Annotated in this window: 27 protein-coding genes; 1 reads left to right on the top strand and 26 read right to left on the bottom strand. The window is 61.3% G+C overall.

The features are described 5' to 3' along the window. Nucleotides 1-5: 5 nt before the first annotated feature. The 14 genes from AC07XZ_RS04190 to flhA form a co-directional block, all read right to left on the bottom strand. Nucleotides 6-401 carry a DUF2802 domain-containing protein gene (locus tag AC07XZ_RS04190; RefSeq protein ID WP_007959226.1) on the bottom strand — a complete coding sequence of 132 codons (396 nt, stop codon included), beginning with the start codon at nucleotides 399-401 and terminating at the stop codon, nucleotides 6-8. Then, on the bottom strand, nucleotides 402-887 hold the full coding sequence (locus AC07XZ_RS04185) for a chemotaxis protein CheW (protein ID WP_007959223.1): 486 nt from the start codon (nucleotides 885-887) through the stop codon (nucleotides 402-404). Nucleotides 888-960: 73 nt separating this feature from the next. Beyond that, nucleotides 961-1,914: a CheW domain-containing protein gene (locus tag AC07XZ_RS04180; RefSeq protein ID WP_085747098.1), complete on the bottom strand. Its 954-nt coding sequence runs from the start codon at nucleotides 1,912-1,914 to the stop codon at nucleotides 961-963. Between the two features lie 2 nt (nucleotides 1,915-1,916). Continuing rightward, a complete protein-coding gene (locus tag AC07XZ_RS04175) occupies nucleotides 1,917-2,705 on the bottom strand; it encodes a ParA family protein (protein WP_007959220.1) in 789 nt (262 codons plus the stop codon). 43 nt (nucleotides 2,706-2,748) lie between these two features. Then, the gene (gene motD, locus AC07XZ_RS04170; RefSeq protein ID WP_007959218.1) at nucleotides 2,749-3,639 is read right to left on the bottom strand and encodes a flagellar motor protein MotD; all 891 of its coding nucleotides are present in this window, start codon (nucleotides 3,637-3,639) and stop codon (nucleotides 2,749-2,751) included. 12 nt (nucleotides 3,640-3,651) lie between these two features. Continuing rightward, a complete protein-coding gene (locus AC07XZ_RS04165) occupies nucleotides 3,652-4,392 on the bottom strand; it encodes a flagellar motor protein (protein ID WP_064600715.1) in 741 nt (246 codons plus the stop codon). Continuing rightward, complete coding sequence (locus AC07XZ_RS04160) at nucleotides 4,392-5,528, bottom strand: protein-glutamate methylesterase/protein-glutamine glutaminase (RefSeq protein WP_085747100.1); 1,137 nt, start codon at nucleotides 5,526-5,528, stop codon at nucleotides 4,392-4,394. The genes AC07XZ_RS04165 and AC07XZ_RS04160 overlap by 1 nt, the downstream gene beginning before the upstream one ends. A gap of 49 nt (nucleotides 5,529-5,577) precedes the next feature. Next, on the bottom strand, nucleotides 5,578-7,848 hold the full coding sequence (locus AC07XZ_RS04155) for a chemotaxis protein CheA (RefSeq protein ID WP_085605806.1): 2,271 nt from the start codon (nucleotides 7,846-7,848) through the stop codon (nucleotides 5,578-5,580). Between the two features lie 39 nt (nucleotides 7,849-7,887). Beyond that, entirely contained in the window at nucleotides 7,888-8,676 is a 789-nt protein-coding gene (locus AC07XZ_RS04150) for a protein phosphatase CheZ (RefSeq protein ID WP_085605803.1), read from the bottom strand. A gap of 18 nt (nucleotides 8,677-8,694) precedes the next feature. Beyond that, a complete protein-coding gene (locus AC07XZ_RS04145) occupies nucleotides 8,695-9,066 on the bottom strand; it encodes a chemotaxis response regulator CheY (RefSeq protein WP_003183998.1) in 372 nt (123 codons plus the stop codon). A 167-nt stretch (nucleotides 9,067-9,233) separates the two neighbouring features. Beyond that, complete coding sequence (fliA, locus tag AC07XZ_RS04140; RefSeq protein WP_011333070.1) at nucleotides 9,234-9,974, bottom strand: RNA polymerase sigma factor FliA; 741 nt, start codon at nucleotides 9,972-9,974, stop codon at nucleotides 9,234-9,236. Then, nucleotides 9,971-10,801: a flagellar synthesis regulator FleN gene (fleN, locus tag AC07XZ_RS04135; RefSeq protein WP_003222917.1), complete on the bottom strand. Its 831-nt coding sequence runs from the start codon at nucleotides 10,799-10,801 to the stop codon at nucleotides 9,971-9,973. The genes fliA and fleN overlap by 4 nt, the downstream gene beginning before the upstream one ends. A gap of 113 nt (nucleotides 10,802-10,914) precedes the next feature. Then, nucleotides 10,915-12,255, bottom strand: a complete 1,341-nt coding sequence (flhF, locus tag AC07XZ_RS04130) for a flagellar biosynthesis GTPase FlhF (RefSeq protein WP_007951958.1) — start codon at nucleotides 12,253-12,255, stop codon at nucleotides 10,915-10,917. Nucleotides 12,256-12,266: 11 nt separating this feature from the next. Further along, nucleotides 12,267-14,396 (bottom strand): flagellar biosynthesis protein FlhA, encoded by a 2,130-nt coding sequence (gene flhA / locus AC07XZ_RS04125; RefSeq protein ID WP_102686052.1) that lies wholly within the window; start codon nucleotides 14,394-14,396, stop codon nucleotides 12,267-12,269. Between the two features lie 526 nt (nucleotides 14,397-14,922). Here flhA and AC07XZ_RS04120 point away from each other — a divergent pair. Then, a complete protein-coding gene (locus AC07XZ_RS04120; RefSeq protein WP_102686051.1) occupies nucleotides 14,923-15,297 on the top strand; it encodes a DUF6124 family protein in 375 nt (124 codons plus the stop codon). 118 nt (nucleotides 15,298-15,415) lie between these two features. Here the strand turns inward: AC07XZ_RS04120 and flhB are convergent, their stop codons facing one another. The 12 genes from flhB to AC07XZ_RS04060 form a co-directional block, all read right to left on the bottom strand. After that, nucleotides 15,416-16,555: a flagellar biosynthesis protein FlhB gene (gene flhB / locus AC07XZ_RS04115; RefSeq protein WP_102686050.1), complete on the bottom strand. Its 1,140-nt coding sequence runs from the start codon at nucleotides 16,553-16,555 to the stop codon at nucleotides 15,416-15,418. 3 nt (nucleotides 16,556-16,558) lie between these two features. Beyond that, the gene (gene fliR / locus AC07XZ_RS04110) at nucleotides 16,559-17,344 is read right to left on the bottom strand and encodes a flagellar biosynthetic protein FliR (protein ID WP_007951952.1); all 786 of its coding nucleotides are present in this window, start codon (nucleotides 17,342-17,344) and stop codon (nucleotides 16,559-16,561) included. A 3-nt stretch (nucleotides 17,345-17,347) separates the two neighbouring features. Further along, the gene (gene fliQ / locus AC07XZ_RS04105) at nucleotides 17,348-17,617 is read right to left on the bottom strand and encodes a flagellar biosynthesis protein FliQ (RefSeq protein ID WP_007951951.1); all 270 of its coding nucleotides are present in this window, start codon (nucleotides 17,615-17,617) and stop codon (nucleotides 17,348-17,350) included. Beyond that, entirely contained in the window at nucleotides 17,614-18,372 is a 759-nt protein-coding gene (gene fliP / locus AC07XZ_RS04100; protein WP_102686049.1) for a flagellar type III secretion system pore protein FliP, read from the bottom strand. Before fliP ends, fliQ begins: the two co-directional genes overlap by 4 nt. Then, on the bottom strand, nucleotides 18,372-18,830 hold the full coding sequence (gene fliO, locus AC07XZ_RS04095; RefSeq protein WP_085747106.1) for a flagellar biosynthetic protein FliO: 459 nt from the start codon (nucleotides 18,828-18,830) through the stop codon (nucleotides 18,372-18,374). Before fliO ends, fliP begins: the two co-directional genes overlap by 1 nt. Further along, nucleotides 18,831-19,289, bottom strand: a complete 459-nt coding sequence (fliN, locus tag AC07XZ_RS04090) for a flagellar motor switch protein FliN (RefSeq protein WP_007951948.1) — start codon at nucleotides 19,287-19,289, stop codon at nucleotides 18,831-18,833. It lies immediately after the preceding gene. A 57-nt stretch (nucleotides 19,290-19,346) separates the two neighbouring features. Further along, entirely contained in the window at nucleotides 19,347-20,315 is a 969-nt protein-coding gene (fliM, locus tag AC07XZ_RS04085; RefSeq protein ID WP_003222890.1) for a flagellar motor switch protein FliM, read from the bottom strand. 9 nt (nucleotides 20,316-20,324) lie between these two features. Further along, a complete protein-coding gene (fliL, locus tag AC07XZ_RS04080; protein WP_007951946.1) occupies nucleotides 20,325-20,828 on the bottom strand; it encodes a flagellar basal body-associated protein FliL in 504 nt (167 codons plus the stop codon). Between the two features lie 297 nt (nucleotides 20,829-21,125). Next, complete coding sequence (locus tag AC07XZ_RS04075; RefSeq protein WP_102686048.1) at nucleotides 21,126-22,487, bottom strand: flagellar hook-length control protein FliK; 1,362 nt, start codon at nucleotides 22,485-22,487, stop codon at nucleotides 21,126-21,128. A gap of 105 nt (nucleotides 22,488-22,592) precedes the next feature. Then, on the bottom strand, nucleotides 22,593-22,940 hold the full coding sequence (locus AC07XZ_RS04070; protein WP_102686047.1) for an Hpt domain-containing protein: 348 nt from the start codon (nucleotides 22,938-22,940) through the stop codon (nucleotides 22,593-22,595). Between the two features lie 30 nt (nucleotides 22,941-22,970). Beyond that, the gene (locus AC07XZ_RS04065; protein WP_102686046.1) at nucleotides 22,971-24,674 is read right to left on the bottom strand and encodes an ATP-binding SpoIIE family protein phosphatase; all 1,704 of its coding nucleotides are present in this window, start codon (nucleotides 24,672-24,674) and stop codon (nucleotides 22,971-22,973) included. A 5-nt stretch (nucleotides 24,675-24,679) separates the two neighbouring features. Beyond that, nucleotides 24,680-24,979, bottom strand: a complete 300-nt coding sequence (locus AC07XZ_RS04060) for an STAS domain-containing protein (RefSeq protein WP_011333053.1) — start codon at nucleotides 24,977-24,979, stop codon at nucleotides 24,680-24,682. Nucleotides 24,980-25,026: the final 47 nt, after the last annotated feature.

Here is a 25,026-nt window from a genome sequence, read left to right as displayed (position 1 = left end):
AGCTTTTAGCTGCTTCTGTGCAGCTTGCGCATCAACTCCGCCTCAGCCTGGGTCAACCCGCAGGACTGGGTCAGCTCATCGACACTCGCGCCCATCCCCACCAGTTTCGCCGCCTGGGCGAATGACAGGCTGGATGGATCACGCTGCTCGAGCTGGGCGAGTTTGTCCGGGATCGGACCGACGACCGAGCGCAGCTCGTGCAGGGCTTCGCCCATGCGCACGTTGCCGTTCTGGTAATCGTCGACACGCTTGGCCAGGTCCTTGATGCGCTGATCACGCAGCGCATCGCCCTGGGCCTGTTGCGCAGCGATCACCCGCTGCGCCTTGATGTACGCCAGAAACATCGCCAGCGTGCCTGCCCAGAACAGGAACAGGACAATGACCGCTACCTCGAGAATCAATCAGATGTTCTCCAGTTCCGACCATTCTTCTTCGCTCATCATCTTGTCCAGCTCGACCAGGATCAGCAACTCGTTGTTCTTGTTGCACACGCCCTGGATGAACTTGGCCGACTCTTCGTTACCGACGTTCGGTGCGGTTTCGATTTCCGACTGACGCAGGTAAACCACTTCGGCCACGCTGTCGACCATGATGCCAACCACTTGCTTGTCGGCTTCGATGATGACGATACGGGTGTTGTCGCTGATTTCACCGCTCATCAGGCCAAAGCGCTGACGGGTATCGATCACGGTCACCACGTTGCCGCGCAGGTTGATGATGCCCAGCACGTAGCTTGGCGCGCCCGGAACCGGAGCGATCTCGGTGTAGCGCAGGACTTCCTGAACGCGCATCACGTTGATGCCGTAGGTTTCGTTGTCCAGCTTGAAGGTCACCCATTGCAGGATCGGATCTTCGGAACCCTTTGCCGCCGTAGCCTTGTCGTTCATACCCTAGCCCCTCGAAAAACCGCGCCTGGCGGTGTGTGTTTCGTTCGCCGGCATTTGAATGCCGGTACTGTCTTTATGTCGGTTTGTGGTTCGGCTTACTGCCGGACATGTGCTTTGCCCCACCGCTGGCGATCAACTCGGCCAGTGCGGAAACATCGAGCAAGGCGCACATGTGTTCAATCACCGTGCCGGCGAGCCATGGCCGCTGACCCCGGTGACTTCTCCATTTGATTTCATTCGGGTCCAGACGCAACGAGCGACTGACCTGATGCACCGCCAGGCCCCACTCGTAACCCTGCACCGAAATCACGTATTGCAGGCCCTGACGGAAATCATCGCGGTAGCGATCCGGCATGACCCAGCGTGCGGTGTCCAGCACCTTCAGGTTGCCGGCCTGGCTCGGCAGAATCCCGAGGAACCATTCCGGCTGACCGAACAGCGGCGTCAGCTCATGGCCGGCCAGCGAATAGATCGAGCCCAGGCACACCAGCGGCACCGCCAGGGTCAACCCGGCGACGTCGAACAGCAGGCATTCGAACGCTTCCGAAGCCCAGGCCGGACGACCGTCGGTTTCTACCGGTGGCGGCGTGTTGCTGGGCGGCAGATGCACTTCCACCAGCGGCGCAACCAGGGTCGGCTCGACCGGGGCTGGCGCAGGTGCTTCAGATTCTGGCTCTGGGACTACGGGAGCCGGAGGCGTTTGCAGAAGCTGGGTTTGCAGCAGCGGCGCCAGGGTCGATACCACGCGCACCGGCTCAGGCTCTTTGATCAACGTCGCAGGCGCCTTCGCTACCACAGCGGCAGGCGCTGCAACCGGGGCGATCGGCCGGGCGGCTTTTTGCGCATCCCGGGCCTGCTCTTCAAGCACGGCGGCCTGGAATTCATCGAGCGCCGCGGCGGTCTCGACCACCTCGACCGGGGCTGCGATTTGCTGCTCGACCTCGTCCGGCACTTCCTGCAGCAAGCCGTCCAGATAGGACTGCAGCGCCAGTTGCGGCTTCGACGTCAGCTTGATCGGCCGATTCATGCTCAAGCCACCTGCGGAACGAGTTGCTGCGCCAGCAGATGCTTGAGCAGCGCGCGGTAAGCCAGCACGCCACGGCTCTTGCCGTCGAATTGCGAAGGGGTGACACCGGCACGACTGGCGTCGCGCAGACGGGTATCGACCGGGATGTAACCCTGCCATATCTCGTCGGGGAATTTGTCGCGCAGCACGCGCAAGGTGCCCATCGACGCCTGAGTGCGGCGGTCGAACAGGGTCGGCACGATGCTGAACGGCAGCGCCTGTTTGCGCGAGCGGTTGATCATCGCCAGGGTGTTGACCATGCGCTCCAGGCCTTTGACGGCCAAGTGCTCGGTCTGCACCGGGATCACCAGTTGCTGACTCGCGGCCAAGGCGTTGACCATCAACACGCCGAGCAACGGCGGGCTGTCGATGATCGCGTAATCGAAGTCCTGCCACAGTTGCGCCAGACTCTTGGCGATCACCAGACCCAGGCCACTCTGCCCCGGCGACTGGCGCTCGAGGGTGGCCAGCGCGGTGCTCGACGGCAACAGGGAAATGCGTTCATCGCTGGTCGACAGCAGCAGCTGGCCCGGCAGGCCTTGCGGCACGCTGCCCTTATGCAGAAACAGGTCGTAGTTACTGTGTTCCAGGCTGTCGGGGTCGTAACCGAAATAGCTGGTCATCGAGCCGTGCGGGTCGAGATCGACCACGACCACGCGCTTGCCCGCCTCTGCCAGCAAACCGGCTAAAGCGATGGAAGAAGTGGTTTTACCAACACCACCCTTTTGATTGGCGACTGCCCAGACTCTCATTCAGATCGTTCCTCCCGGCCGGGATACTCGGCCGAGACATGGTTCAGCGTATTAATGCGGGCGACGGAGAATTGACGGCACTCTCGCGTCCCGGCGTCTTGACCGGGGTCGGTGCAGTTTGTGTGCCAGCACGCTTCAACGCGGCATCCGGTTGCGCATGGGCGGTTCCGGTGCCGGTCAGGCTGCGGCGCACATCAAGATTGCGCGACACCACCAGCACCACACGACGGTTCTTCGCCCGGCCTTCGGCGGTGGCGTTGTTGGCCACCGGCTGGAATTCGCCGTAGCCCACCGACGCCATGCGGCCAGGGTTGACACCCTGCATCGCCAGCATGCGCACGATGCTCGCCGAACGCGCCGAGGACAGTTCCCAGTTGGTCGGGTACTGCGCCGTGCGGATCGGTTGATCGTCGGTGAAGCCTTCGACGTGGATCGGGTTGTCGAACGGTTTGAGAATCGCTGCGACCTTGTCGATGATGTTGAACGCGATATCGCTGGGCATCGCATCACCGCTGCCGAACAACAGGCTGGAGTTGAGTTCGATCTCGACCCACAGCTCGTTGCCGCGCACGGTCATCTGGTTCGAGGAGATCAGGTCACCGAACGCGGCGCTGATGTCATCGGCGATGCTTTTCAGCGGATCGCTGGCCCCGGCGATGCCGGCGTCGACCTGTTCGGCGTCCTTGACCAGCGGCTTGGCCGGGGTCACGGTCTTCGGTCGTTCTTCACCGATCGGGATCGGCTTAAGCGCGCGGTCGGAGTCGGTGAAGACCCCGATCAGCGCTTCGGAGATGATCTTGTACTTGCCTTCGTTGATCGACGAGATGGAGTACATCACCACGAAAAAGGCAAAGAGCAAGGTAATGAAGTCGGCGTAGGAAACCAGCCAGCGTTCATGGTTTACGTGCTCTTCATGCTGGCGACGACGTGCCATGAGGTCAGTCCCTTAATCCATGAAGCCCTGAAGCTTCAACTCGATGGAGCGTGGGTTTTCACCTTCAGCGATCGACAAAATACCTTCCAACAACATTTCGCGATAACGCGACTGTCGCAACGCGATTGACTTGAGCTTGGCAGCCACCGGCAACAGGATCAGGTTGGCACTGGCCACACCGTAGATGGTGGCGACGAATGCGACCGCGATACCGTTACCCAGTTGCGACGGATCGGCGAGGTTGCCCATCACGTGGATCAGGCCCATCACCGCACCGATGATGCCGATGGTCGGCGCGTAGCCGCCCATGCTTTCAAACACTTTGGCTGCTTCGACATCGCGGGCTTCCTGGGTGTAGAAATCCACTTCGAGGATGCTGCGGATCGCTTCCGGCTCGGCGCCGTCGACCAGCAGTTGCAGGCCTTTACGCGAGTAGGCATCAGGCTCGGCATCCGCCACGCCTTCCAGGCCCAGCAGGCCTTCCTTGCGCGCGGTGAGGCTCCAGTTGACCACGCGGTCTATACCGCCGGCCAGATCCACACGCGGCGGGAAAAAGATCCACGCCAGAATCTGCATGGCGCGCTTGAACGCGCTCATCGGCGATTGCAGCAGCGCGGCACCGACGGTGCCACCGAGCACGATCAGCGCCGCCGGGCCGTTGGCCAGCGCGCCGAGGTGACCGCCTTCCAGGTAGTTGCCGCCGATGATGGCGACGAACGCCATGATGATCCCGATAAGGCTTAGAACATCCATCAGACGCATGCCTCGACGATGTGCTTGCCGATATCGTCCAGGCTGTACACCGCGTCGGCGAGGTCAGCTTTGACGATGGCCATCGGCATGCCGTAGATCACGCAACTGGCTTCGTCCTGAGCCCAGACCGTGCTGCCACCCTGCTTGAGCAGGCGTGCGCCTTCACGGCCGTCGGCGCCCATGCCGGTCAGTACCACCGCCAGAACTTTGTCACTGTAGGATTTGGCTGCAGAACCGAAGGTGATGTCCACGCACGGCTTGTAGTTCAGACGCTCGTCGCCCGGCAGGATTTTCACCGCGCCACGGCCATCGATCATCATCTGCTTGCCACCCGGCGCCAGCAGCGCCAGGCCCGGACGCAGGATGTCGCCATCCTCGGCTTCCTTGACGCTGATGCGGCACAGCTTGTCCAGACGTTCGGCGAAGGCCTTGGTGAAGGCCGCCGGCATGTGCTGGATCAGCACGATCGGCGCCGGGAAGTTGGCCGGCAACTGGGTCAGAACCCGTTGCAGGGCCACCGGGCCACCGGTCGATGTACCAATCGCCACGAGCTTGTAGTTTTTGCGTTTAGGGGCCGGCGACGAAGCGCTGGCCGCTGGCGCGCGAGTCGGTGCAGGCGCAGGTGCCGGACGGGCCGGAGCACTGTGGCTGCCAAAGCTCGACGGCGCTGCTGCCGGAGTCGGCGCAGGTGCAGGTGTAGCGGCAGGCGCCGGCGCACTGTAGGCACTGAAACGACGGTTACTGCGCGAGATGCTGTGAACCTTCTCGCACAGCAGTTGCTTGACCTTCTCCGGATTGCGGGAGATGTCTTCGAAATTCTTCGGCAGGAAATCCACCGCGCCGGCATCCAGCGCATCCAGGGTGACCCGGGCGCCTTCGTGCGTCAGCGAGGAGAACATCAACACCGGGGTCGGGCAGCGCTGCATGATGTGCCGCACGGCCGTGATGCCATCCATCATCGGCATCTCGTAGTCCATGGTGATCACGTCCGGCTTGAGGGCCAGGGCCTGATCGATCGCCTCTTTACCGTTGGTTGCCGTGCCGACAACCTGGATGCTCGGATCCGCTGAAAGAATTTCCGAGACGCGGCGGCGGAAAAAACCCGAATCGTCCACCACCAGGACTTTGACTGCCATAAACACTCCATTAGGTGCGGCGGGACGTTGTCGCCCCGCCGCCCCGGATTCAAATACGCCGTGCGGCGTAACGCTTGAGCATGCTCGGAACATCGAGAATCAGTGCAATGCGGCCGTCACCGGTGATGGTGGCGCCGGACATGCCCGGAGTTCCCTGGAGCATCTTGCCCAATGGCTTGATGACCACTTCTTCCTGGCCGACCAGTTGATCGACGACGAAGCCGATCCGCTGGGTGCCCACCGAAAGGATCACCACATGGCCTTCGCGCTGCTCTTCGTGAGCGGCAGAGCTGACCAGCCAGCGCTTGAGGTAGAACAATGGCAGCGCCTTGTCCCGCACGATCACCACTTCCTGGCCGTCCACCACGTTGGTGGTCGACAGGTCGAGGTGGAAGATTTCGTTGACGTTCACCAGCGGGAACGCGAACGCCTGGTTGCCGAGCATCACCATCAGGGTCGGCATGATCGCCAGCGTCAGCGGCACCTTGATGACGATCTTCGAGCCCTGGCCCTTGGTCGAGTAGATGTTGATCGAACCGTTGAGCTGGGAAATCTTGGTCTTCACCACGTCCATGCCGACACCGCGGCCGGACACGTCGGAGATCTCGGTCTTGGTCGAGAAACCCGGGGCGAAAATCAGGTTGTAGCACTCGGTGTCGCTCAGGCGATCGGCGGCATCTTTGTCCATCACACCGCGTTTCACGGCGATGGCGCGCAGGACGTTCGGGTCCATGCCCTTGCCATCGTCGGAGATCGACAGCAGGATGTGGTCGCCTTCCTGCTCGGCCGCCAGAATCACCTTGCCGCCACGGGCCTTGCCCGAAGCTTCACGTTCTTCCGGCGACTCGATGCCGTGGTCAACCGCGTTGCGCACCAAGTGGACCAGCGGGTCGGCCAGTGCCTCGACGAGGTTCTTGTCGAGGTCGGTCTCTTCGCCCACCAGTTCCAGGTTGATCTCTTTCTTGAGCTGGCGTGCCAGGTCGCGAACCAGACGCGGGAAGCGGCCGAAGACTTTCTTGATCGGCTGCATCCGGGTCTTCATGACCGCGGTCTGCAAGTCGGCGGTGACCACGTCGAGGTTCGACACGGCCTTCTGCATCGACTCGTCGCCGCTGTTCAAGCCCAGGCGCACCAGACGGTTACGCACCAGTACCAGCTCGCCGACCATGTTCATGATTTCGTCGAGACGTGCAGTGTCCACACGCACGGTGGTCTCGGCTTCGCTCGCCGGTTTTTCCGGTGGCGGCGTCGCCGGTGCACGGGCCGGAGCCGGTGCCGCAGCGGCAGCCGGTTTGGCCGGTTCGGCTTTCGGCTCAGGCGCTTTCGCAGCAGGTTTTGCCGCAGCGGCCGGGGCCTTCGCAGCAGGCGCCGCGACAGCCGAAGCATTGCCGGCAGTCACGACCGCACCGGTGGCGACGTCAGTGAACTTGCCTTTGCCATGCAGATCGTCGAGCAGCGATTCGAACTCGTGATCGCTGATCAGATCGCTACCGGCCGCAGCCGCTGCCGGAGCAGCCGTTGCAGGAACCGAAGCAATCGCCGACTCCAGCGCATCAACGGCAAAGTTGCCCTTGCCGTGCAACTGATCGAGCAAGGCCTCGAATTCGTCGTCGGTGATGTCCGAGCTGTCGCCCGCCGCCGGAGCAGCAGGTGCAGCGGCCGCCGGTGCCACGGCGTCGGCCGCGAACTGGCCTTTGCCATGCAACTGGTCGAGCAGCGACTCGAACTCGGCGTCGGTGATTTCATCGCTGGCCGCTTCGGTGGAAGCAGGTGCAGCGGCAGCCGCCGGGGCTTCGGCTTCGGCCTTGACGGCGTTCAGCGAGTCCAGCAACTGTTCAAATTCGTTATCGGTGATGTCACCCGAATCACCTTCGACGACCAGTTCTTCGATCATCTCGGCGACAGGCGAAGCCGGGGCTTCATCCGCCGATTGCGGTTCGGCCAGACGCGCCAGGGCGGCCAGCAGTTCCGGGGTGGCGGCGGTGATCGGGCTGCGATCGCGGACTTCGCTGAACATGCTGTTCACCGCGTCCAGCGCTTCGAGCACCACGTCCATCAGTTCTGCATCGACGCGTCGTTCACCCTTGCGCAGGATGTCGAACACGTTTTCGGCGATGTGACAGCACTCCACCAGCTCGTTGAGCTGAAGGAAGCCGGCGCCCCCTTTTACAGTGTGGAAACCGCGAAAAATTGCGTTGAGCAGATCTGCGTCATCCGGGCGGCTTTCCAGCTCGACCAGTTGTTCGGACAGTTGCTCAAGAATCTCGCCGGCCTCAACCAGGAAATCCTGAAGGATCTCTTCATCGGCGCCGAAGCTCATTAATGGGGTGCTCCTACAGGTCTAAAAACCCAAAAAAACTCAAAATCCAAGGCTGGATAGCAAATCGTCCACATCGTCCTGACCGGACACAACGTCTTCTCGTTTATCGGCATGAATCTGCGGACCTTCACCCTGCGAGAGATGTTTTTGTGGATCTTTTTCAGCAAGCATCGCCGCACGGTCATGTTCGATGCCCGCAAAGCGGTCCACCTGGCTGGCCATGAGCACGAGCTTGAGCAGGTTGCTTTCGACTTCGGTGACCAATTGGGTCACGCGCTTGATCACCTGACCGGTGAGGTCCTGGTAATCCTGGGCGAGCAGAATGTCGTTCAGATTGCTCGACACCGCGCGGTTGTCCGCGCTGCTGCGTGCCAGAAAACCGTCGACCCGGCGCGCCAGTTCACGGAACTCTTCAGCCCCGACCTCACGGCGCATGAAGCGGCTCCAATCGGCGCTCAAGGCCTGGGCTTCGTCAGCCAGGCCATTGACCACAGGGGTCGCGCTTTCCACCAGATCCATGGTGCGGTTGGCGGCAGCTTCGGTCAGTTTGACCACGTAGCCCAGGCGCTCGGTAGCGTCGGTGATTTGCGACACTTCCTCAGCCTGTGGCATGTGCGGATCGATCTGGAAATTGACGATCGCACTGTGCAGTTCACGCGTGAGCTTGCCCACTTCCTGGTACAGGCCACGGTCACGGGTCTGATTGAGCTCATGGATCAGTTGCACAGCGTCGCCGAACTTGCCTTTTTCAAGGCTCTCGACCAGTTCGACCGCGTGTTTTTTCAGGGTCGACTCAAAATCGCCCTGTGAAGATTCGTTATGCTCCATAGCTCCCCCGCGCGTTCATCAGCCGATGCGTTCGAAAATCTTCTCGATTTTTTCTTTCAACGCCTGGGCCGTGAAAGGTTTGACCACGTAGCCGTTAACGCCGGCCTGGGCCGCTTCGATGATCTGCTCGCGCTTGGCTTCAGCGGTCACCATCAGCACTGGCAGGTGCTTGAGCTTTTCATCGGCACGCACGTGGCGCAGCAGGTCGATACCGGTCATGCCGGGCATGTTCCAGTCGGTCACCAGAAAGTCGATGCTGCCGCTGTTGAGTACCGGAATGGCAGTGGTGCCATCGTCGGCTTCAACGGTGTTGGTGAACCCCAGATCACGCAACAGGTTCTTGATGATCCGCCGCATCGTTGAGAAGTCATCAACGATGAGGATTTTCATGTCTTTGTTCAATTCGACCTCCAAGCAGTCTTAAACGCGCCCAGCACCTGGACGCGCCATTTCAATCAATCCGGCAAAACACTCGATGACTGTCTGGAGCACAACAGATCAAGACCGGTGCCGTTCACCACCGCACCAGCCTCGTTCGCAGTGTCCCCACACTGCCTTCAGCGCGCTCGCCACTCCCCCAAACGCCCCCGCAAGCGGGCCGCGCACTGGCTGTGTAACTGGCTGACCCGCGATTCACTGACGCCAAGGACTTCACCGATCTCCTTGAGGTTCAGCTCTTCGTCGTAGTACAGCGCCAACACCAGTCGCTCACGCTCCGGCAAATTGGCAATCGCGTCCGCCAGCGCGGCCTGGAAACGTTCGTCTTCCAGATCGCGCGACGGCTCCAGATGAGCACTGGCGCCATCCTCGTGCAGCCCTTCGTGTTCGCCGTCCTGCAACAGGTCGTCGAAACTGAACAGCCGGCTGCCCAGGGTGTCGTTCAAAATCCCGTAGTAATCGTCGAGACTCAATTGGAGTTCGGCCGCAACTTCGTGATCTTTAGCGTCACGGCCGGTTTTAGCTTCAATCGAGCGAATTGCGTCGCTGACCATACGGGTATTGCGGTGAACCGAGCGTGGCGCCCAGTCCCCCTTACGGACTTCATCGAGCATCGCACCGCGGATCCGGATGCCCGCGTACGTTTCAAAACTGGCGCCCTTGCTGGCGTCGTATTTGGTCGAGACTTCGAGCAGGCCGATCATCCCGGCCTGGATCAGGTCTTCGACCTGCACACTGGCCGGCAATCGCGCCAGCAAGTGGTAGGCGATGCGTTTGACCAGTGGCGCGTAACGCTCGATCAGCTCGTACTGCGCGTCACGCGCCGACTTCTTGTAGAAATTCATACCGCTGGCGGTCATAGCACAGGTCCTGCCGTTTGCTGCACGAGGCGCTCGACGAAAAATTCGAGGTGGCCGCGCGGGTTGGCGGGCAGCGGCCAGGTGTCGACCTTCTGTGCGATCGCCTTGAACGCCAGTGCGCACTTGGAACGCGGGAAGGCTTCATAGACCGCACGCTGCTTCTGCACCGCCTTGCGCACGCTTTCGTCGTAGGGCACCGCGCCGACGTATTGTAGGGCGACGTCGAGGAAGCGATCCGTGACCTTGGTCAACTTGGCGAACAGATTGCGACCTTCCTGCGGGCTCTGGGCCATGTTGGCCAGGACGCGGAAGCGATTCATGCCGTAATCGCGGTTCAGCAGTTTGATCAGCGCGTAGGCGTCGGTGATCGAGGTCGGCTCGTCGCAGACCACCAGCAACACTTCCTGGGCCGCGCGCACGAAACTGACTACCGAGTCACCAATACCCGCAGCGGTGTCGATCACCAGTACGTCGAGGTTGTCGCCGATGTCGCTGAACGCCTGAATCAGGCCGGCATGCTGGGCCGGGCTCAGGTGAACCATGCTCTGGGTGCCGGAAGCGGCCGGCACGATGCGGATCCCGCCGGGGCCTTGCAACAGCACGTCGCGCAGCTCGCAGCGGCCTTCGATCACGTCGGCCAGGGTGCGTTTGGGTGTGAGGCCCAGCAGAACGTCGACGTTCGCCAGCCCCAGGTCGGCGTCCAGCAGCATGACCCGACGGCCAAGCTCTGCCAGCGCCAGGGACAAGTTCACTGACACATTAGTCTTGCCGACGCCACCTTTGCCGCCGGTCACCGCGATCACCTGTACGGGATGCATGCTGCCCATGTTATTTCTTTACCTTGTCTTGCATAGACGGAGGCCACATTACTGGCTGCGCGTTCACAACCGGAACAATGCATGGCAGACCATCGATGTAGGTACAAAAACGGTTCATTACCTCAGCCAACCTGCTTGGTCGGACTGTGGTAGATATCAGCGAACATGTCAGCCATGGCTTCTTCGCTGGGTTCTTCCTGCATTTGCACACTGACGGCGCGGCTGACCAGTTGATGACGGCGCGGCAGATGCAGATCATCCGGAATACGCGGCCCATCGGTCAGGTAGGCGACCGGCAGTTCGTGACTGATCGCCAGGCTCAGCACTTCGCCAAGGCTGGCCGTCTCATCCAGTTTAGTCAGGATGCAGCCGGCCAGCCCGCAACGCTTGTAACTGTGATAAGCGGCGGTTAGAACCTGTTTCTGGCTGGTGGTTGCCAGGACCAGATAATTTTTTGAGCGAATGCCACGACCGGCCAGACTTTCCAGCTGCATGCGCAGGGCCGGATCGCTGGCTTGCAGGCCGGCGGTATCGATCAGCACCACGCGTTTGCGCAGCAGTGGATCCAGCGCCTGCACCAGGGACTGGCCCGGATCGACGTGAGTCACCGAAACGTTAAGGATGCGACCCAGAGTCTTGAGCTGCTCCTGCGCGCCGATACGGAAACTGTCCATGCTCACCAGCGCGATGTTCTGCGCGCCGTACTTGAGCACGTAGCGGGCGGCCAGTTTGGCCAGCGTGGTGGTCTTGCCCATGCCGGCAGGACCGACCATCGCAATCACCCCACCCTCTTCCAGCGGCTCGACTTCCGGTACGGCAATCATTCGTGCCAGGTGCGCCAGCAGCATGCGCCAGGCCTGACGAGGTTCGTCGATCTCGGTGATCATCGACAGCAGATCACGGGACAACGGGCCGGACAAACCGATGCGTTGCAGACGACGGTACAGATTGGCCTGGGCCGGACGGCTGCCTTGCAGCTGGTTCCAGGCCAGGGTGCCGAGTTGCACTTCCATCAGTTCGCGCAGGCTGTTGAGTTCGAAACGCATCGAATCCAGTGCACGCGGGTCAACGCCAGCGGAAACCGCTGCAGGCGCCGGCGCCGGACGAGCCGGAGCTTCGTAGGTCGGTTCGGTCAGCGGCTCGGCAGCGGTCAGCGGCAGGCCGGCCGTCAACGGCAGCCCGGCGAACAACTGGCGATTGGTGTTGCCGTCGGCTTCGCCACGCAAGCTCAGTTCGGCCTGGGCGGTGACGATGCGCGACTGGGTCTTGCGCAGCTCATCCTCGAGTTCCATGTTCGGAACACGCGGGGCCAGCGCCGACAGTTTGTAATCGAGCGCCGCCGTCAGCTCGACGCCGCCGGCAATGCGGCGGTTGCCAATGATGGCGGCATCAGCGCCCAGCTCATCACGAACCAGCTTCATGGCCTGACGCATATCGGCGGCGAAAAAACGCTTAACTTGCATAAACCACTACCTCAGCCGTTGGGCCCTACTGTCGCAACGATGGTCACTTGCTTGTTGTCCGGAATTTCCTGGTAGGCCAGCACATGCAGTCCGGGAACTGCCAGGCGACCAAAGCGCGAGAGCATCGCGCGAACCGGGCCTGCTACCAACAGGATCACCGGCTGACCTTGCATTTCCTGGCGCTGCGCCGCTTCGATCAGCGAACGCTGCAGCTTCTCGGCCATGCTCGGCTCCAGCAGAACGCCCTCTTCCGAGCCTTGTCCTGCCTTCTGCAGACTATTGAGCAATATTTGTTCCAACCTTGGCTCCAGCGTGATAACTGGCAGCTCCGACTCAGTCCCTACAATGCTTTGGACGATGGCGCGGGATACGCCGACCCGCACAGCGGCCACCAAAGCGGCGGTATCTTGACTCTTGGCGGCATTGTTGGCGATGGCTTCGGCAATGCTGCGGATATCGCGCACCGGCACGTGCTCGGCCAGCAACGCCTGCAATACTTTGAGCAACTGCGACAGCGTGACCACGCCGGGCACCAGCTCTTCTGCCAGTTTCGGCGAGCTCTTGGCCAGCAATTGCATCAGTTGCTGGACTTCTTCGTGGCCGATCAGCTCGCTGGAGTGCTTGTACAGAATCTGGTTCAAGTGGGTCGCAACCACGGTGCTGGCATCGACCACGGTATAACCGAGCGATTGCGCCTGGGCGCGCTGGCTGACTTCGATCCACACCGCCTCCAGGCCGAAAGCCGGATCTTTGGCGGTAATGCCGTTGAGCGTGCCGTAGACCTGCCCCGGGTTGATCGCCAGTTCGCGATCCGGGTAGATCTCGGCTTCGGCCAGGATCACGCCCATCAGGGTCAGGCGATAGGCGCTCGGCGCCAGGTCGAGGTTGTCGCGGATGTGCACGGTCGGCATCAGGAAGCCCAGATCCTGCGAGAGCTTTTTGCGCACGCCCTTGATCCGCGCCAGCAATTGCCCGCCCTGGTTGCGGTCCACCAACGGAATCAGACGGTAGCCGACTTCCAGGCCGATCATGTCGATCGGGGTCACGTCGTCCCAGCCCAGCTCCTTGGTTTCCATGGCGCGGGCTGGCGACGGCAGCAGTTCCTGTTGACGCTTGACCTCTTCCAGCGCGATGACCTTGGCCACGTTCTGCTTCTTCCAGAACAGGTAAGCGCCACCGGCAGCCAGCGCAGCCATGGTCAGGAACGAGAAGTGCGGCATGCCCGGCACCAGGCCCATGACCGCCATCAGACCGGCAGCCACCGCCAGCGCTTTCGGCGAGGCGAACATCTGGCGATTGATCTGCTTGCCCATGTCTTCCGAACCGGAAGCACGGGTCACCATGATCGCTGCCGCTGTAGATAACAACAGTGATGGCAATTGCGCCACTAAACCGTCACCGATGGTCAGCAAGGCGTAAACCTTGCCCGCGTCAGCGAACGTCATGTTGTGCTGGAAGATACCGACGGCCATACCGCCGATCAGGTTGATGAACAGAATCAGCAGACCGGCGATGGCGTCACCGCGTACGAACTTGCTGGCACCGTCCATCGAACCGTAGAACTCGGCCTCTTGGGCAACTTCAGAACGACGGGCCTTGGCCTGCGCCTGGTCGATCAGACCGGCATTGAGGTCGGCGTCGATCGCCATTTGCTTGCCGGGCATCGCATCGAGGGTGAAACGCGCGCTCACTTCGGAGATCCGGCCGGCCCCCTTGGTTACCACGACGAAGTTGATGATCATCAGGATCGCGAAGACCACGATACCGACCACGTAGTTACCGCCGATCACCACCTCACCGAAAGCCTGGATCACCTTACCGGCGGCGGCGTGGCCGTCCTGACCGTGGAGCATCACCACCCGCGTCGACGCCACGTTCAGCGCCAGCCGCAGCAGCGTCGCCACCAGCAGGATGGTCGGGAACACCGCGAAATCCAGCGGCCGCAAGGCGTATACGCAGACCAGCAGCACGACGATCGACAGGGCAATGTTGAAGGTGAAGAACACGTCGAGCAGGAACGGCGGCACCGGCAACATCATCATCGCCAGCATGACCAGCAGCAACAGCGGCACACCCAGATTGCCTCGACTGAGGTCGGCAACATTCGAGCGAGCAGTGTTGAATAACTGAGAGCGATCCACCGGTTTTCCCCGTTCCTTTAAAGCAAACTTTTGACGCCCAGAGCGGGCGCACGGCGGCTACTGCAAGAAGCCTTCCAACTTTTGCCGATGATTGAAACAGAGGGGTTTGGGCGTGGTTTTTCTGCTGGGCGGGATGCCGCTTTCGCAAGAAGTCAGCAAAAAGTGTCTTTTAAACTCGGGTGTTTAAAAGACACCTTCAGACACGCCTTACAGGCTACGAATCCTTGCGCCGTTGCCTACAGCTACGCCAGAATCCGCCGGCTTGTGCGCTGTGGGGTCGGGTTCTATTGTGGATCTGTCGCTGACGAATCAGCGATCGGGTTTAGCGACCCGGACTATCTCAGTGCATCAGCGTTCATGGCTTCGTTGCGGGACTCTTCGTCCGCAATTACGTTATGGCGGCTGTATGCGGGAGACCTTTGGGTCTACCGGGGTGCCTGAGACCGGTTCGCTAACCTGCGTACAGCTGCCACCTTCACTTGTTTAGCGACAGGCGAGAGTGGCTCCATAACTCAGGAGCTTCACCATGATCAAACCAACACCCAACCCACCCGAAACCGATCCCGCCTCGCCCTACGAATCCGCCGATTCCAGAAAGCTTCACGAAGCCGCCGACCGCGCCCTCGATCACTATCTCTGCCCGCCCGGCTCCACGCCACCACCGCGCAAGAACCGCAGAATGTACGCCGTCACCGCGGACTTCAAAAACGAAGAGCTGCTGGCCGATGCCTGCGAAACCCTCGCCTCGGCCAGAACCATCGTCAATGACTTCACCCACCTCATGCCCGCCTCCCAGCGCAGGACATTGGTGGGTATTGCGCAACTGATCATGCTCGGGGAACTGGCAGTGAATCGGGTGCTGGATAATCTGGAAATACCGTCGACGCAGACTTCCGCGTAAAGGCTTGAGAGAGGTGTCGTGGCGGCTGACGCCTTCGCGGGCAGGCAACACAGGTCATCAGGCATAAAAAAACCGCCACCGGATTTAACCGGATGGCGGTTTTTTTGCTTCATCACCATCAGGAATCGCGCCGCAAATCCGGCGGGATCGGCAGGTCGTCCTTGAGCGGTTCCGGGAACTTGCCCTTGCCCGCGCGGTGCTGGCGGATCTGGTAGACGTAAGCCAGCACCTGGGCGACCGCCAGGTACAGGCCGCCGGGGATTTCTTCTTCCAGCTCCGTGGAGTAATAGATCGAACGCGCCAGCGCCGGCGATTCGAGGAGCATGACGTTGTTGGCCACGGCGATTTCGCGGATCTTCAGCGCCAGGAAGTCGCTGCCCTTGGCCAGCAGCATCGGCGCCCCGCCCTTCTCGGCGTCGTACTTGAGCGCCACGGCGTAGTGGGTCGGGTTGGTGATGACCACGTCGGCATCCGGAATCGCCGCCATCATCCGCCGCTGCGACATCTCGCGCTGCAACTGGCGAATGCGCTGTTTGACCTCCGGCCGACCTTCCTGGTCCTTGTGCTCGTCGCGCACTTCCTGCTTGGTCATTTTGAGCTTTTTGATGCTTTCCCAGATCTGCACGGGCACGTCGACAGCCGCGATGATGATCAACCCGCAGGCCAGCCACAGCGAGCTCCAGCCCACCAGTTGCAAGCTGTGAATGATCGCCCGGTCCAGCGGCTCGTGGGCGATGCGCAGCAGATCGTCGATGTCCGCATTGAGCACCACCAGCGCGACGCCCAAGGTGATAAGGAACTTGGCCAGCGCCTTGAGCAGCTCGACCACAGCCTTCATCGAGAACATCCGCTTGAGGCCCGCCGCCGGGTTCATCCGACTGAACTTGGGTGCCAGCGAACCGGCGGCGAACAGCCAGCCACCCAGCGCAATCGGTCCGAGGAAAGCCGCCAGCAACAGGGTGATCATGATCGGCTGGATCGCCAGCAACGCCTGCAATCCGGAGCTCATCAGGAACGTCGCCATCGAGCGCTCGTCCATGATCACTTCCCGCGACAGCGTGAAGTTCTGGCGCATCAGGTCCATCAATTCCTGCGCCAGCATCCCGCCAAAAATCAGCAGCGCGGCAGAGCCGGCGAGCATGATCGCCAGGGTGTTGAGCTCCTTGGAGCGCGCAATTTCACCCTTTTCCCGGGAGTCCTTTTTGCGCTTCTCCGTGGGGTCTTCTGTTTTGTCCTGACCGCTTTCGCTCTCAGCCATGACTCAGCGCGCCTTTGCCAGTTCGCGTAAAAACTGCAGGGCCTCAGTAGCCAGCGGTTGATACTGATTGAGAATGTCCGCCAACCCGACCCAGACAATGAACAGGCCGAGCACCAGGGTCAGCGGAAAGCCGATGGAGAAAATGTTGAGCTGTGGCGCGGCGCGGGTCATCACACCAAACGCGATGTTGACCACCAGCAGCGCGGTGACTGCCGGCAGCACCAGCAACAACGCGGCGCCCAGCACCCAGCCGAGTTTGCCGGCCAGTTCCCAGTAATGCGTGGTCATCAACCCGCCGCCGACCGGCAGCGTGGTGAAGCTCTCGGTGAGCACTTCGAAGACCACCAGGTGCCCGTTCATCGACAGGAACAGCAAGGTCACCAGCATCGTGAAGAACTGCCCGATCACCGCCACCGACACGCCGTTGGTGGGGTCGATCATCGACGCGAAGCCCATGCCCATCTGGATCGCGACGATCTGCCCGGCCACCACGAAGGCCTGAAAGAACAACTGCAAGGAGAAGCCCAGCACCGCACCGACGAGGATCTGCTCGGCGATCAGCAGCAGACCGCTGAGGTCCAGCGGGCTGACCGCCGGCATCGCCGGCAGGTTGGGCGTAATCACCACGGTGATCGCAAAGGCGAAGTACAGACGGATCCGCCGGGGCACCAGCGTGGTTCCGAAGACGGGCATCACCATCAACATCGAGGCGACGCGAAACATCGGCAGCATGAACGACGCCACCCAGGTACTGATCTGGGTATCGGTCAACTGAAGCAGCGATTGCATGGCTTAGCCGATGACCATCGGAATGTTTTTGTACAGCTGAGTGATGTATTCCATGAACGTCTGCACCAGCCACGGGCCGGCGACGATCAGCGTGACCAGCATCACCAGCAGACGCGGCAGGAAGCTCAGGGTCTGTTCGTTGATCTGGGTCGCGGCCTGGAACATCGACACCAGCAGGCCCACCAACAGACTCGGCACCACCAGAATCGCCACCATCATGGTGGTCAGCCACAGGGCCTCGCGAAAGATGTCGACCGCTACTTCTGGCGTCATGGCGATACACCTCCGAAACTGCTGGCCAGGGTGCCGATGATCAGCGCCCAGCCATCCACCAGCACGAACAGCATGATTTTGAACGGCAGGGAAATGATCAGCGGCGAGAGCATCATCATACCCATCGCCATCAGCACGCTCGCCACCACCAGGTCGATGATCAGGAACGGGATGAAGATCATGAAGCCGATCTGGAACGCGGTCTTCAGTTCAGACGTCACGAACGCCGGCACCAGAATCGTCAGCGGCGCCTGATCCGGCGTCGCGATGTCGGTGCGTTTGGACAGGCGCATGAACAGCTCAAGATCGCTGGAGCGGGTCTGGGCGAGCATGAAGTCCTTGATCGGCACTTGAGCCTTTTCCACCGCCTGCTGGGCCGTCAGCTTTTCCGCGAGGTACGGCTGCAAGGCATCGCTGTTCACGCGGTCGAATACCGGCGCCATGATGAACAGCGTCAGGAACAGCGCCATGCCGGTGAGGATCTGGTTCGACGGCGTCTGCTGCAAGCCCAGGGCCTGACGCAGGATCGAGAAGACGATGATGATCCGGGTGAAACTGGTCATCAGGATGACGGCGGCCGGAATGAAGCTCAGCGCCGTCATGATCAGCAGGATCTGCAGGCTGACCGAGTACTCCTGCGCGCCCTCGGCGTTGGTGCCCAGGGTGATCGCCGGGATCGACAACGGATCGGCGGCGAATGCCAGCGGCGCGGCCAACATCAAGGCCAGGGTCAAGACGATGCGCAACGCACCCATTACTTCTTATCCTTCTGATCCTTGCCGAGGATCTTCAACAGATGCTGGGCAAATTCCGGAGTCGCTTTGTCGGCGGTGCTCGGCACCTCGACCGGCTCTTTGAGCACGTGCAACGCAGTGATGGTTCCGGGGCTGAGACCGAGCAGAATCTGCTCGTTGCCGACCTGCACCAGCATCAGACGGTCACGCGGCCCGAGCGCGCGGGAACCGATCAGCTCGATCACCTGGCCCTTGCCGGCGGGACCTGCCTGCTGCACCCGGCGCAACAGCCAGGCGAGGAAGAAGATCAACCCCAGCACCAGCAACAGACCCAGCACCAGTTGCGTCAGCTGTCCGGCCACGCCGCTGTTGACGGCCGGCGCAGCAGTGGCCGCAGTTGCCGCCACCGGCTCGGCCGCCAGCACGCTGAACGGCAAGGCCAGCGCCAGACCGAACAAAGCCCCCAGAACCTTTTTCACTCAGCGCAGCTTCTTGATGCGTTCGCTCGGGCTGATCACATCAGTCAGACGGATGCCGAACTTTTCGTTGACCACAACCACTTCACCGTGAGCGATCAGGGTGCCATTGACCAGTACGTCCAGCGGCTCGCCGGCCAGACGATCAAGCTCGATCACCGAACCCTGGTTGAGTTGCAGCAGGTTGCGGATGTTGATGTCGGTGCTGCCCACTTCCATCGAGATCGACACTGGGATGTCGAGAATCACGTCGAGGTTCGGACCGTCGAGGGTCACCGGATCGTTGTTCTTCGGCACGCTGCCGAACTCTTCCATCGGCAGACGGTTGGAGCTCGAAGCACCTGCATCGGCGGCCAGCAGCGCGTCGATGTCGGCCTGCCCGGCTTCACCGGTTTCTTCCAGGGCGGCAGCCCATTCATCGGCCAGTGCCTGATCGTCCTGGGTGTTCATATCGTCGTTCATCATTTGTCCTCGGCGGGCAAAAAACCGGTAAAAGAATCAGGGAGTGAGGGCGCCGCTTCAGCGGCGCTCGATCGGCTCGATAACCTGCAACGCAAGATTGCCTTTGTGCGAGCCCATCTTGACCTTGAAGGCCGGCACGCCGTTGGCGCGCATGATCATGTCTTCCGGCATCTCGACCGGAATCACGTCACCCGGCTGCATGTGCAGGATGTCGCGCAGTTTCAACTGGCGGCGAGCCACGGTGGCACCGATCGGCACGTCGACGTCGAGCACGTCCTGGCGCAGGGCGTTGACCCAGCGCTCGTCCTGGTCGTCGAGGTCCGACTGGAAACCGGCGTCGAGCATTTCGCGCACCGGCTCGATCATCGAGTACGGCATGGTCACGTGCAGATCGCCGCCACCGCCGTCGAGTTCGATGTGGAACGTGGAGACCACGATCGCTTCGCTCGGGCCGACGATGTTGGCCATGGCCGGGTTCACTTCCGAGTTGATGTACTCGAAGTTGACTTCCATGATCGCCTGCCAGGCTTCTTTCAAATCGACGAACGCCTGCTCCAGCACCATGCGCACCACACGCAGTTCGGTCGGGGTGAATTCACGCCCTTCGATCTTGGCGTGACGGCCGTCGCCGCCGAAGAAGTTGTCCACCAGCTTGAACACCAGTTTGGCGTCGAGGATGAACAGCGCGGTGCCGCGCAGGGGTTTGATCTTGACCAGGTTGAGGCTGGTCGGCACGTACAGCGAGTGCACGTATTCGCCGAACTTCATCACCTGTACGCCACCGACGGCAACGTCCGCCGAGCGGCGCAGCATGTTGAACATGCTGATGCGGGTGTAGCGGGCAAAACGCTCGTTGATCATTTCCAGAGTCGGCATGCGTCCACGGACGATGCGATCCTGGCTGGTCAGGTCGTAGCTTTTGACACTGCCGGGTTCGGCAGCGTTATCGGTCTGTACCAGACCATCGTCGACACCATGCAACAGCGCGTCGATTTCATCCTGGGACAGCAGATCCTGCACGGCCATGTCGTGTTCCTACTGCAGTACGAAATTAGTGAAAAGCAACTGTTCGATCACCACTTTGCCCAGCTCTTTCTGCGCCACTTCCTGGACGCTGGCTGTGGCCTTCTGGCGCAACATCTCTTGACCGACCGGGGTCGCCAGCGTGGCGAAATCCTGACCGGAGAAGAGCATCACCAGGTTGTTGCGGATCACCGGCATGTGCACTTTGAGCGCTTCCAGATCCGCCTGATTGCGCGCCAGCATGGTGATGCTCACCTGCATGTAGCGCTGACGGCCGTTCTGGTTGTAGTTGGCCACGAAGGCCGGCGCCATCGGCTCGAAAATCGCCGGTTGCTTGCCGACCGGGGCCGCTTCGGCCGCCGCCTCGGGCTTGCTCTGGGCACTGTGCATGAAGAACCAGGTCGCCCCCACAGATGCGCCGATGGCCAGCAGCAACCCGAGCACGATCGCAATGATCATCTTGAGTTTGCCTTTGGTTGCGGGGTCTTTTACTGCTGCAGCTTCGCTCTTCGCCATGCCAATAATCCGTCACTAATCGGGTTTTCACAGTCGCACGGCAAGGCAAGAGCAAGTGTTATGCCAGAAGTGTAGGTAGTAGCGGAGACAACGCTGAAGTCAAAAGCAACCCTCACCCCAGCCCTCTCCCGGAGGGAGAGGGAGCCGATCGAGTTGTCTTGTTGTGATATATCGACCTGAGGCACCGAGTCGACTTGGATTCAGCCCAAACAATAAGGTTAGCGAGCATCTCAAGCATCCCCCAATCAGTTCCCTCTCCCTCCGGGAGAGGGCTAGGGTGAGGGGCTTTTGATTTGATCAGGCGTAGTAGTCGACGGCGCTGGAGCCGATCACGTGAGTGGCGGTGGCCGCGGCTTCAGCGACAGCCGTCGGGGTCAACTCTTCTTCAGCCGAATCCAGGTGACCGCCGGCAGCGCTGGTACGACCGCTCTGCCCCTGCTGCGCCTGTTCCTGACCCTGGCCCTGCCAGCCACGGTTCTGGTCGGACACGTTGACGTCGACCTGCCCCATGCCTTGCTGATTGAACATGTCCCGCAGGCGGTGCATCTGACCGTCGAGGGCTTCACGCACGCTCGGATGCGCACTCATGAAGGTCACCTGGGTCTGCTGGTCCGGGACCATGTTCACCCGGATATCCAGACGTCCGAGCTCGGCCGGTTGCAACTGGATGTCAGCCGCCTTCAGGTTGTTGCTCGACAGGTACATGACCCGGTTGACCACTTCCTCGGTCCAGCCGTTCTGGTGCATGGCAATCGGCTGGTTCACCGGCACCGCGTTGGCGGTTTTCGGCGTGGCAGCCTGGGTCAGCGCCGCCAGACGGTTGGCGAAATCATCGACACGAGTGTCGCTTGTGGCGGTCTTCAGGTCTTTCAGGCCGTCATCGATCAGGCCGCTGAACGCCTTCTCACCGCCCTGACTGGTGCTGTCCTTGTCAGCCTGCACATCGAGCATGCTGGCCATGCCGGCAGCGAAGGTCTGCGCCGAGGTCAATTCGCCGTCAGCCTGAGTCTGGGCCGGGGTGGCCTTGGGCTGGGACTGGCTGGAAGCAGAAATGTGACCACTCTGCTCCATGGCCATGCGCACGGCGGGCAGTGAATCGAGCGGATCCGCCTCGGGGTCGAAAGCCGGGTCAGTGGCCGGCGCCGGATCCTTGACCATACCCGGCAATGCCGCCACGGCAGGTTGATCGGTTTCCGGTTTCGCAGCGGTATCGACGACAGGGGTGGCGGCTACCGGTGCGGTAACGACAGGTTCTACCGCCGCCACCAGTGCCGGATCCACCGGCGCCGTTTCGGCAACAGGGGCCGGCGCGGTGTCGGCAGTGTCGTCATCAGTAGCGGTCTTGTCGTCCGTTGCCGCCGTCGCCGATTTGTCGGCGGGCAAGGCTTTGCCGCTATCGGCAACCGCCGGCTCCGGGGCGGCAGACTGATCCTTGCCGAGGTCTTTCTTGCCGCTGTTGTCGGCGACCTTGTCACGGGCAGGTTTTGCCGAATTGTCGACGCTCACCGAGGGCTTGTTCGGGCCTTGATCGGCGAACACCTGAGCGAAGCTGGAGGCCTTGTCCCCGGGCTCTGCGGCCACTGCCGATGATTTGGACGAGGCAGCTTGCGCCTTGGCCTGGGCGGCGGTCTGAAGAAGAATGTTGGGGCTTGCAGGCATGGCACGGTCTCCGCTGCACTGGGATCGTAGGTACAGTTGGGATAGATGACTGCAAGTGCCGGGCCAGTTTCGTCAGAATTCCGACAAAACCGCCCGGCGGCAGGATCAGTGGGTCAGCGAGCGCTGCCGCTCGGCGACATAAACGGGCCGCACATCGGCGAATTCGCTATGGATGTCGGCGACCAGTTTGATGATTTCAGAAGGGCTTTTGTCTCTGGCATGCTGTTCCAGCTCCTGGCACAGCACCGCAAGACGGGTTGCACCCATGTTGCTGCTGCTGCCCTTGAAGCTGTGCGCAACGGAAGACAATGCGTCGGCATCGGCAGTCTGCTGCAACTCGCGCAGGCGATTTTCGGAATCGGCGAGGAAGGTATCCAGCAGTTCCGGATAGCTGTCTTCCATCACTTCCCGCAGCACGCTTAGCGCCTCGTGGTCCACATGTGTATCAGCCACTTGTTCACTCCTTGATCAAGAATGCGCGGATTATGCCAGAGCCTCCCAGAAAAACTCCACGCGAGCACTGCGACCATCGTCTGACCAGCTGGCATTACGCGCCAATTGCCGGATCAGACTGACTCCGCGCCCCGACAGACGGACACCGTCGAGCGGCCGCTCCATCACGCGCGAGACATCGAATCCCTGGCCGCTGTCTTCGACCCGCACCACCAGACAACCGCCCTCACCTTCCGGCCGCACCTGCAAATGCACGCGCACGTAACCGTCCTGCAAGGCCTCGAGGCGCGCATTGCGCTGCTCATAATAACGGGCGAAACCCGATGCATCGCGCTTGAGGCTCGAATCCAGGCCCAGCACGCCATGCTCCAGCGCGTTGGAATAAAGCTCGGCCAGCACGCTGTACAGTGCGCCACTCTGCCCCCGCAAGCCATGCACTTCCAGTAGCAACTGCAACAGATAAGGCAACGGATTGAAGCGCTTGAGCGTGGCGCCGCGAAATTCGAAGCTCACCGACCAGTCCAGCGGACAGGACTGACCACTGTCGGAATACACCGGCGCCGACGGATTGACCTGCGTCATCTCCAGCAGGCTGACCTCGACCATGCTCACATCGTCCCGGGCCTCACCGCGAAAGTCCTGCAAGGCCTGCTCGATGTCCTCGAACAGCCGATCCGGCTGGCGATTGGCGGCGAACACCTGGTGCAAGCGCTCGACACCAAACAACTGATCGTTGGCATCGCAGGTGTCGATGACCCCGTCGGAGAGCAGAAACACCCGATCGCCCACCGCCATCGAGTGAACCTCGGTGCGGTCATCGAAGGTCTGCGGGCTGAGCACCCCCAGCGGCAGATGCCGAGCCGCCAGCGGCTTGCGCTCCCCGGTAGCCAGGCAATGCAGATAACCGTCGGGCATGCCGCCGTTCCAGACTTCCACCGAGCGCCGCTGAAAGCTCAGGCACAACAGCGTCGCGCAACAGAACATGTCCACCGGCAGGATGCGTTTGAGCTTGGCGTTCATTTCCCTAAGGGTCTCGGCCAGACCGTAACCCTTGGCGGTCATGCCATAGAACACCTCGGCCAGCGGCATGGCGCCGACCGCCGCCGGCAAGCCGTGACCGGTGAAGTCACCGAGCAACACATGCATGTCGCCGGCCGGGGTGTACGCCGCCAACAGCAGGTCGCCATTGAACAGCGCATAGGGTGATTGCAGGTAACGGATATTCGGCGCGCTCAGGCAACCGGAATGCGCGACCTTGTCGAATACAGCCTTGGCGACCCGCTGCTCGTTGAGCAGATAGTCGTGATGCTTGGCGATCAGGTCGCGTTGCTGAAGAACCGTGGCCTGCAAGCGGCGCAAGCGATCCATCGCCTTGATTTTGGCGGCGAGAATCACCTGGTTGTAGGGCTTCGCCAGAAAGTCGTCACCGCCAGCCTCAAGGCAGCGGGCCAGCGCTTCACTTTCCGTCAGCGAGGTGAGGAAGATGATCGGCACCAGATTCTCACCCGCCAGGTTCTTGATCTGGCGTGCGGCTTCGAACCCGTCCATCACCGGCATCATGGCGTCCATCAGCACCAGATGCGGCTTTTGTCGGATAAATGCCTCGACCGCCTCCGCACCGTGGGTGGCCGTCAGCACTTCATGCCCCTGACGACGGACGATGGTCGACAACAACAGCCGGTCAGCGGCGCTGTCTTCGGCGATCAGGATCGTCAGCGGCTCTTGCGGCTGCATGGCCGTCAACTGATGTCGAACAGCTTGTCGAAGTTGGAGATGGCGAGGATTTTCTTCACATCGGAACTGCTATTGACCACGCGGATTTCCGAGTCGTCCCCGCCGACATGATCACGCAGCAGAAGCAGCATGCCGAGTGCCGAACTGTCGAGATAGGTCGCCTCCTTGAGGTCGACAATCACAGATTCGGGCTGCTCTTTTTCGTAGGATTGGCGAAATTCCTGATGCTTGGCGAAATCGAATCGCCCCTTGACCGAAATCGTCAGCTTTTTCTTGTCCGCAGACACTTCTGTAACGACTGACATGTACTGGCTTCCTTGTCATTTGACGAACCTGTACAAGGTTTAGCACC

Source organism: Pseudomonas sp. GW458-11-26-14-LB4 (assembly GCF_059423925.1).
Note: the sequence above shows the minus strand (reverse complement) of the source record. Positions and strands in the feature narration are given on the sequence as shown.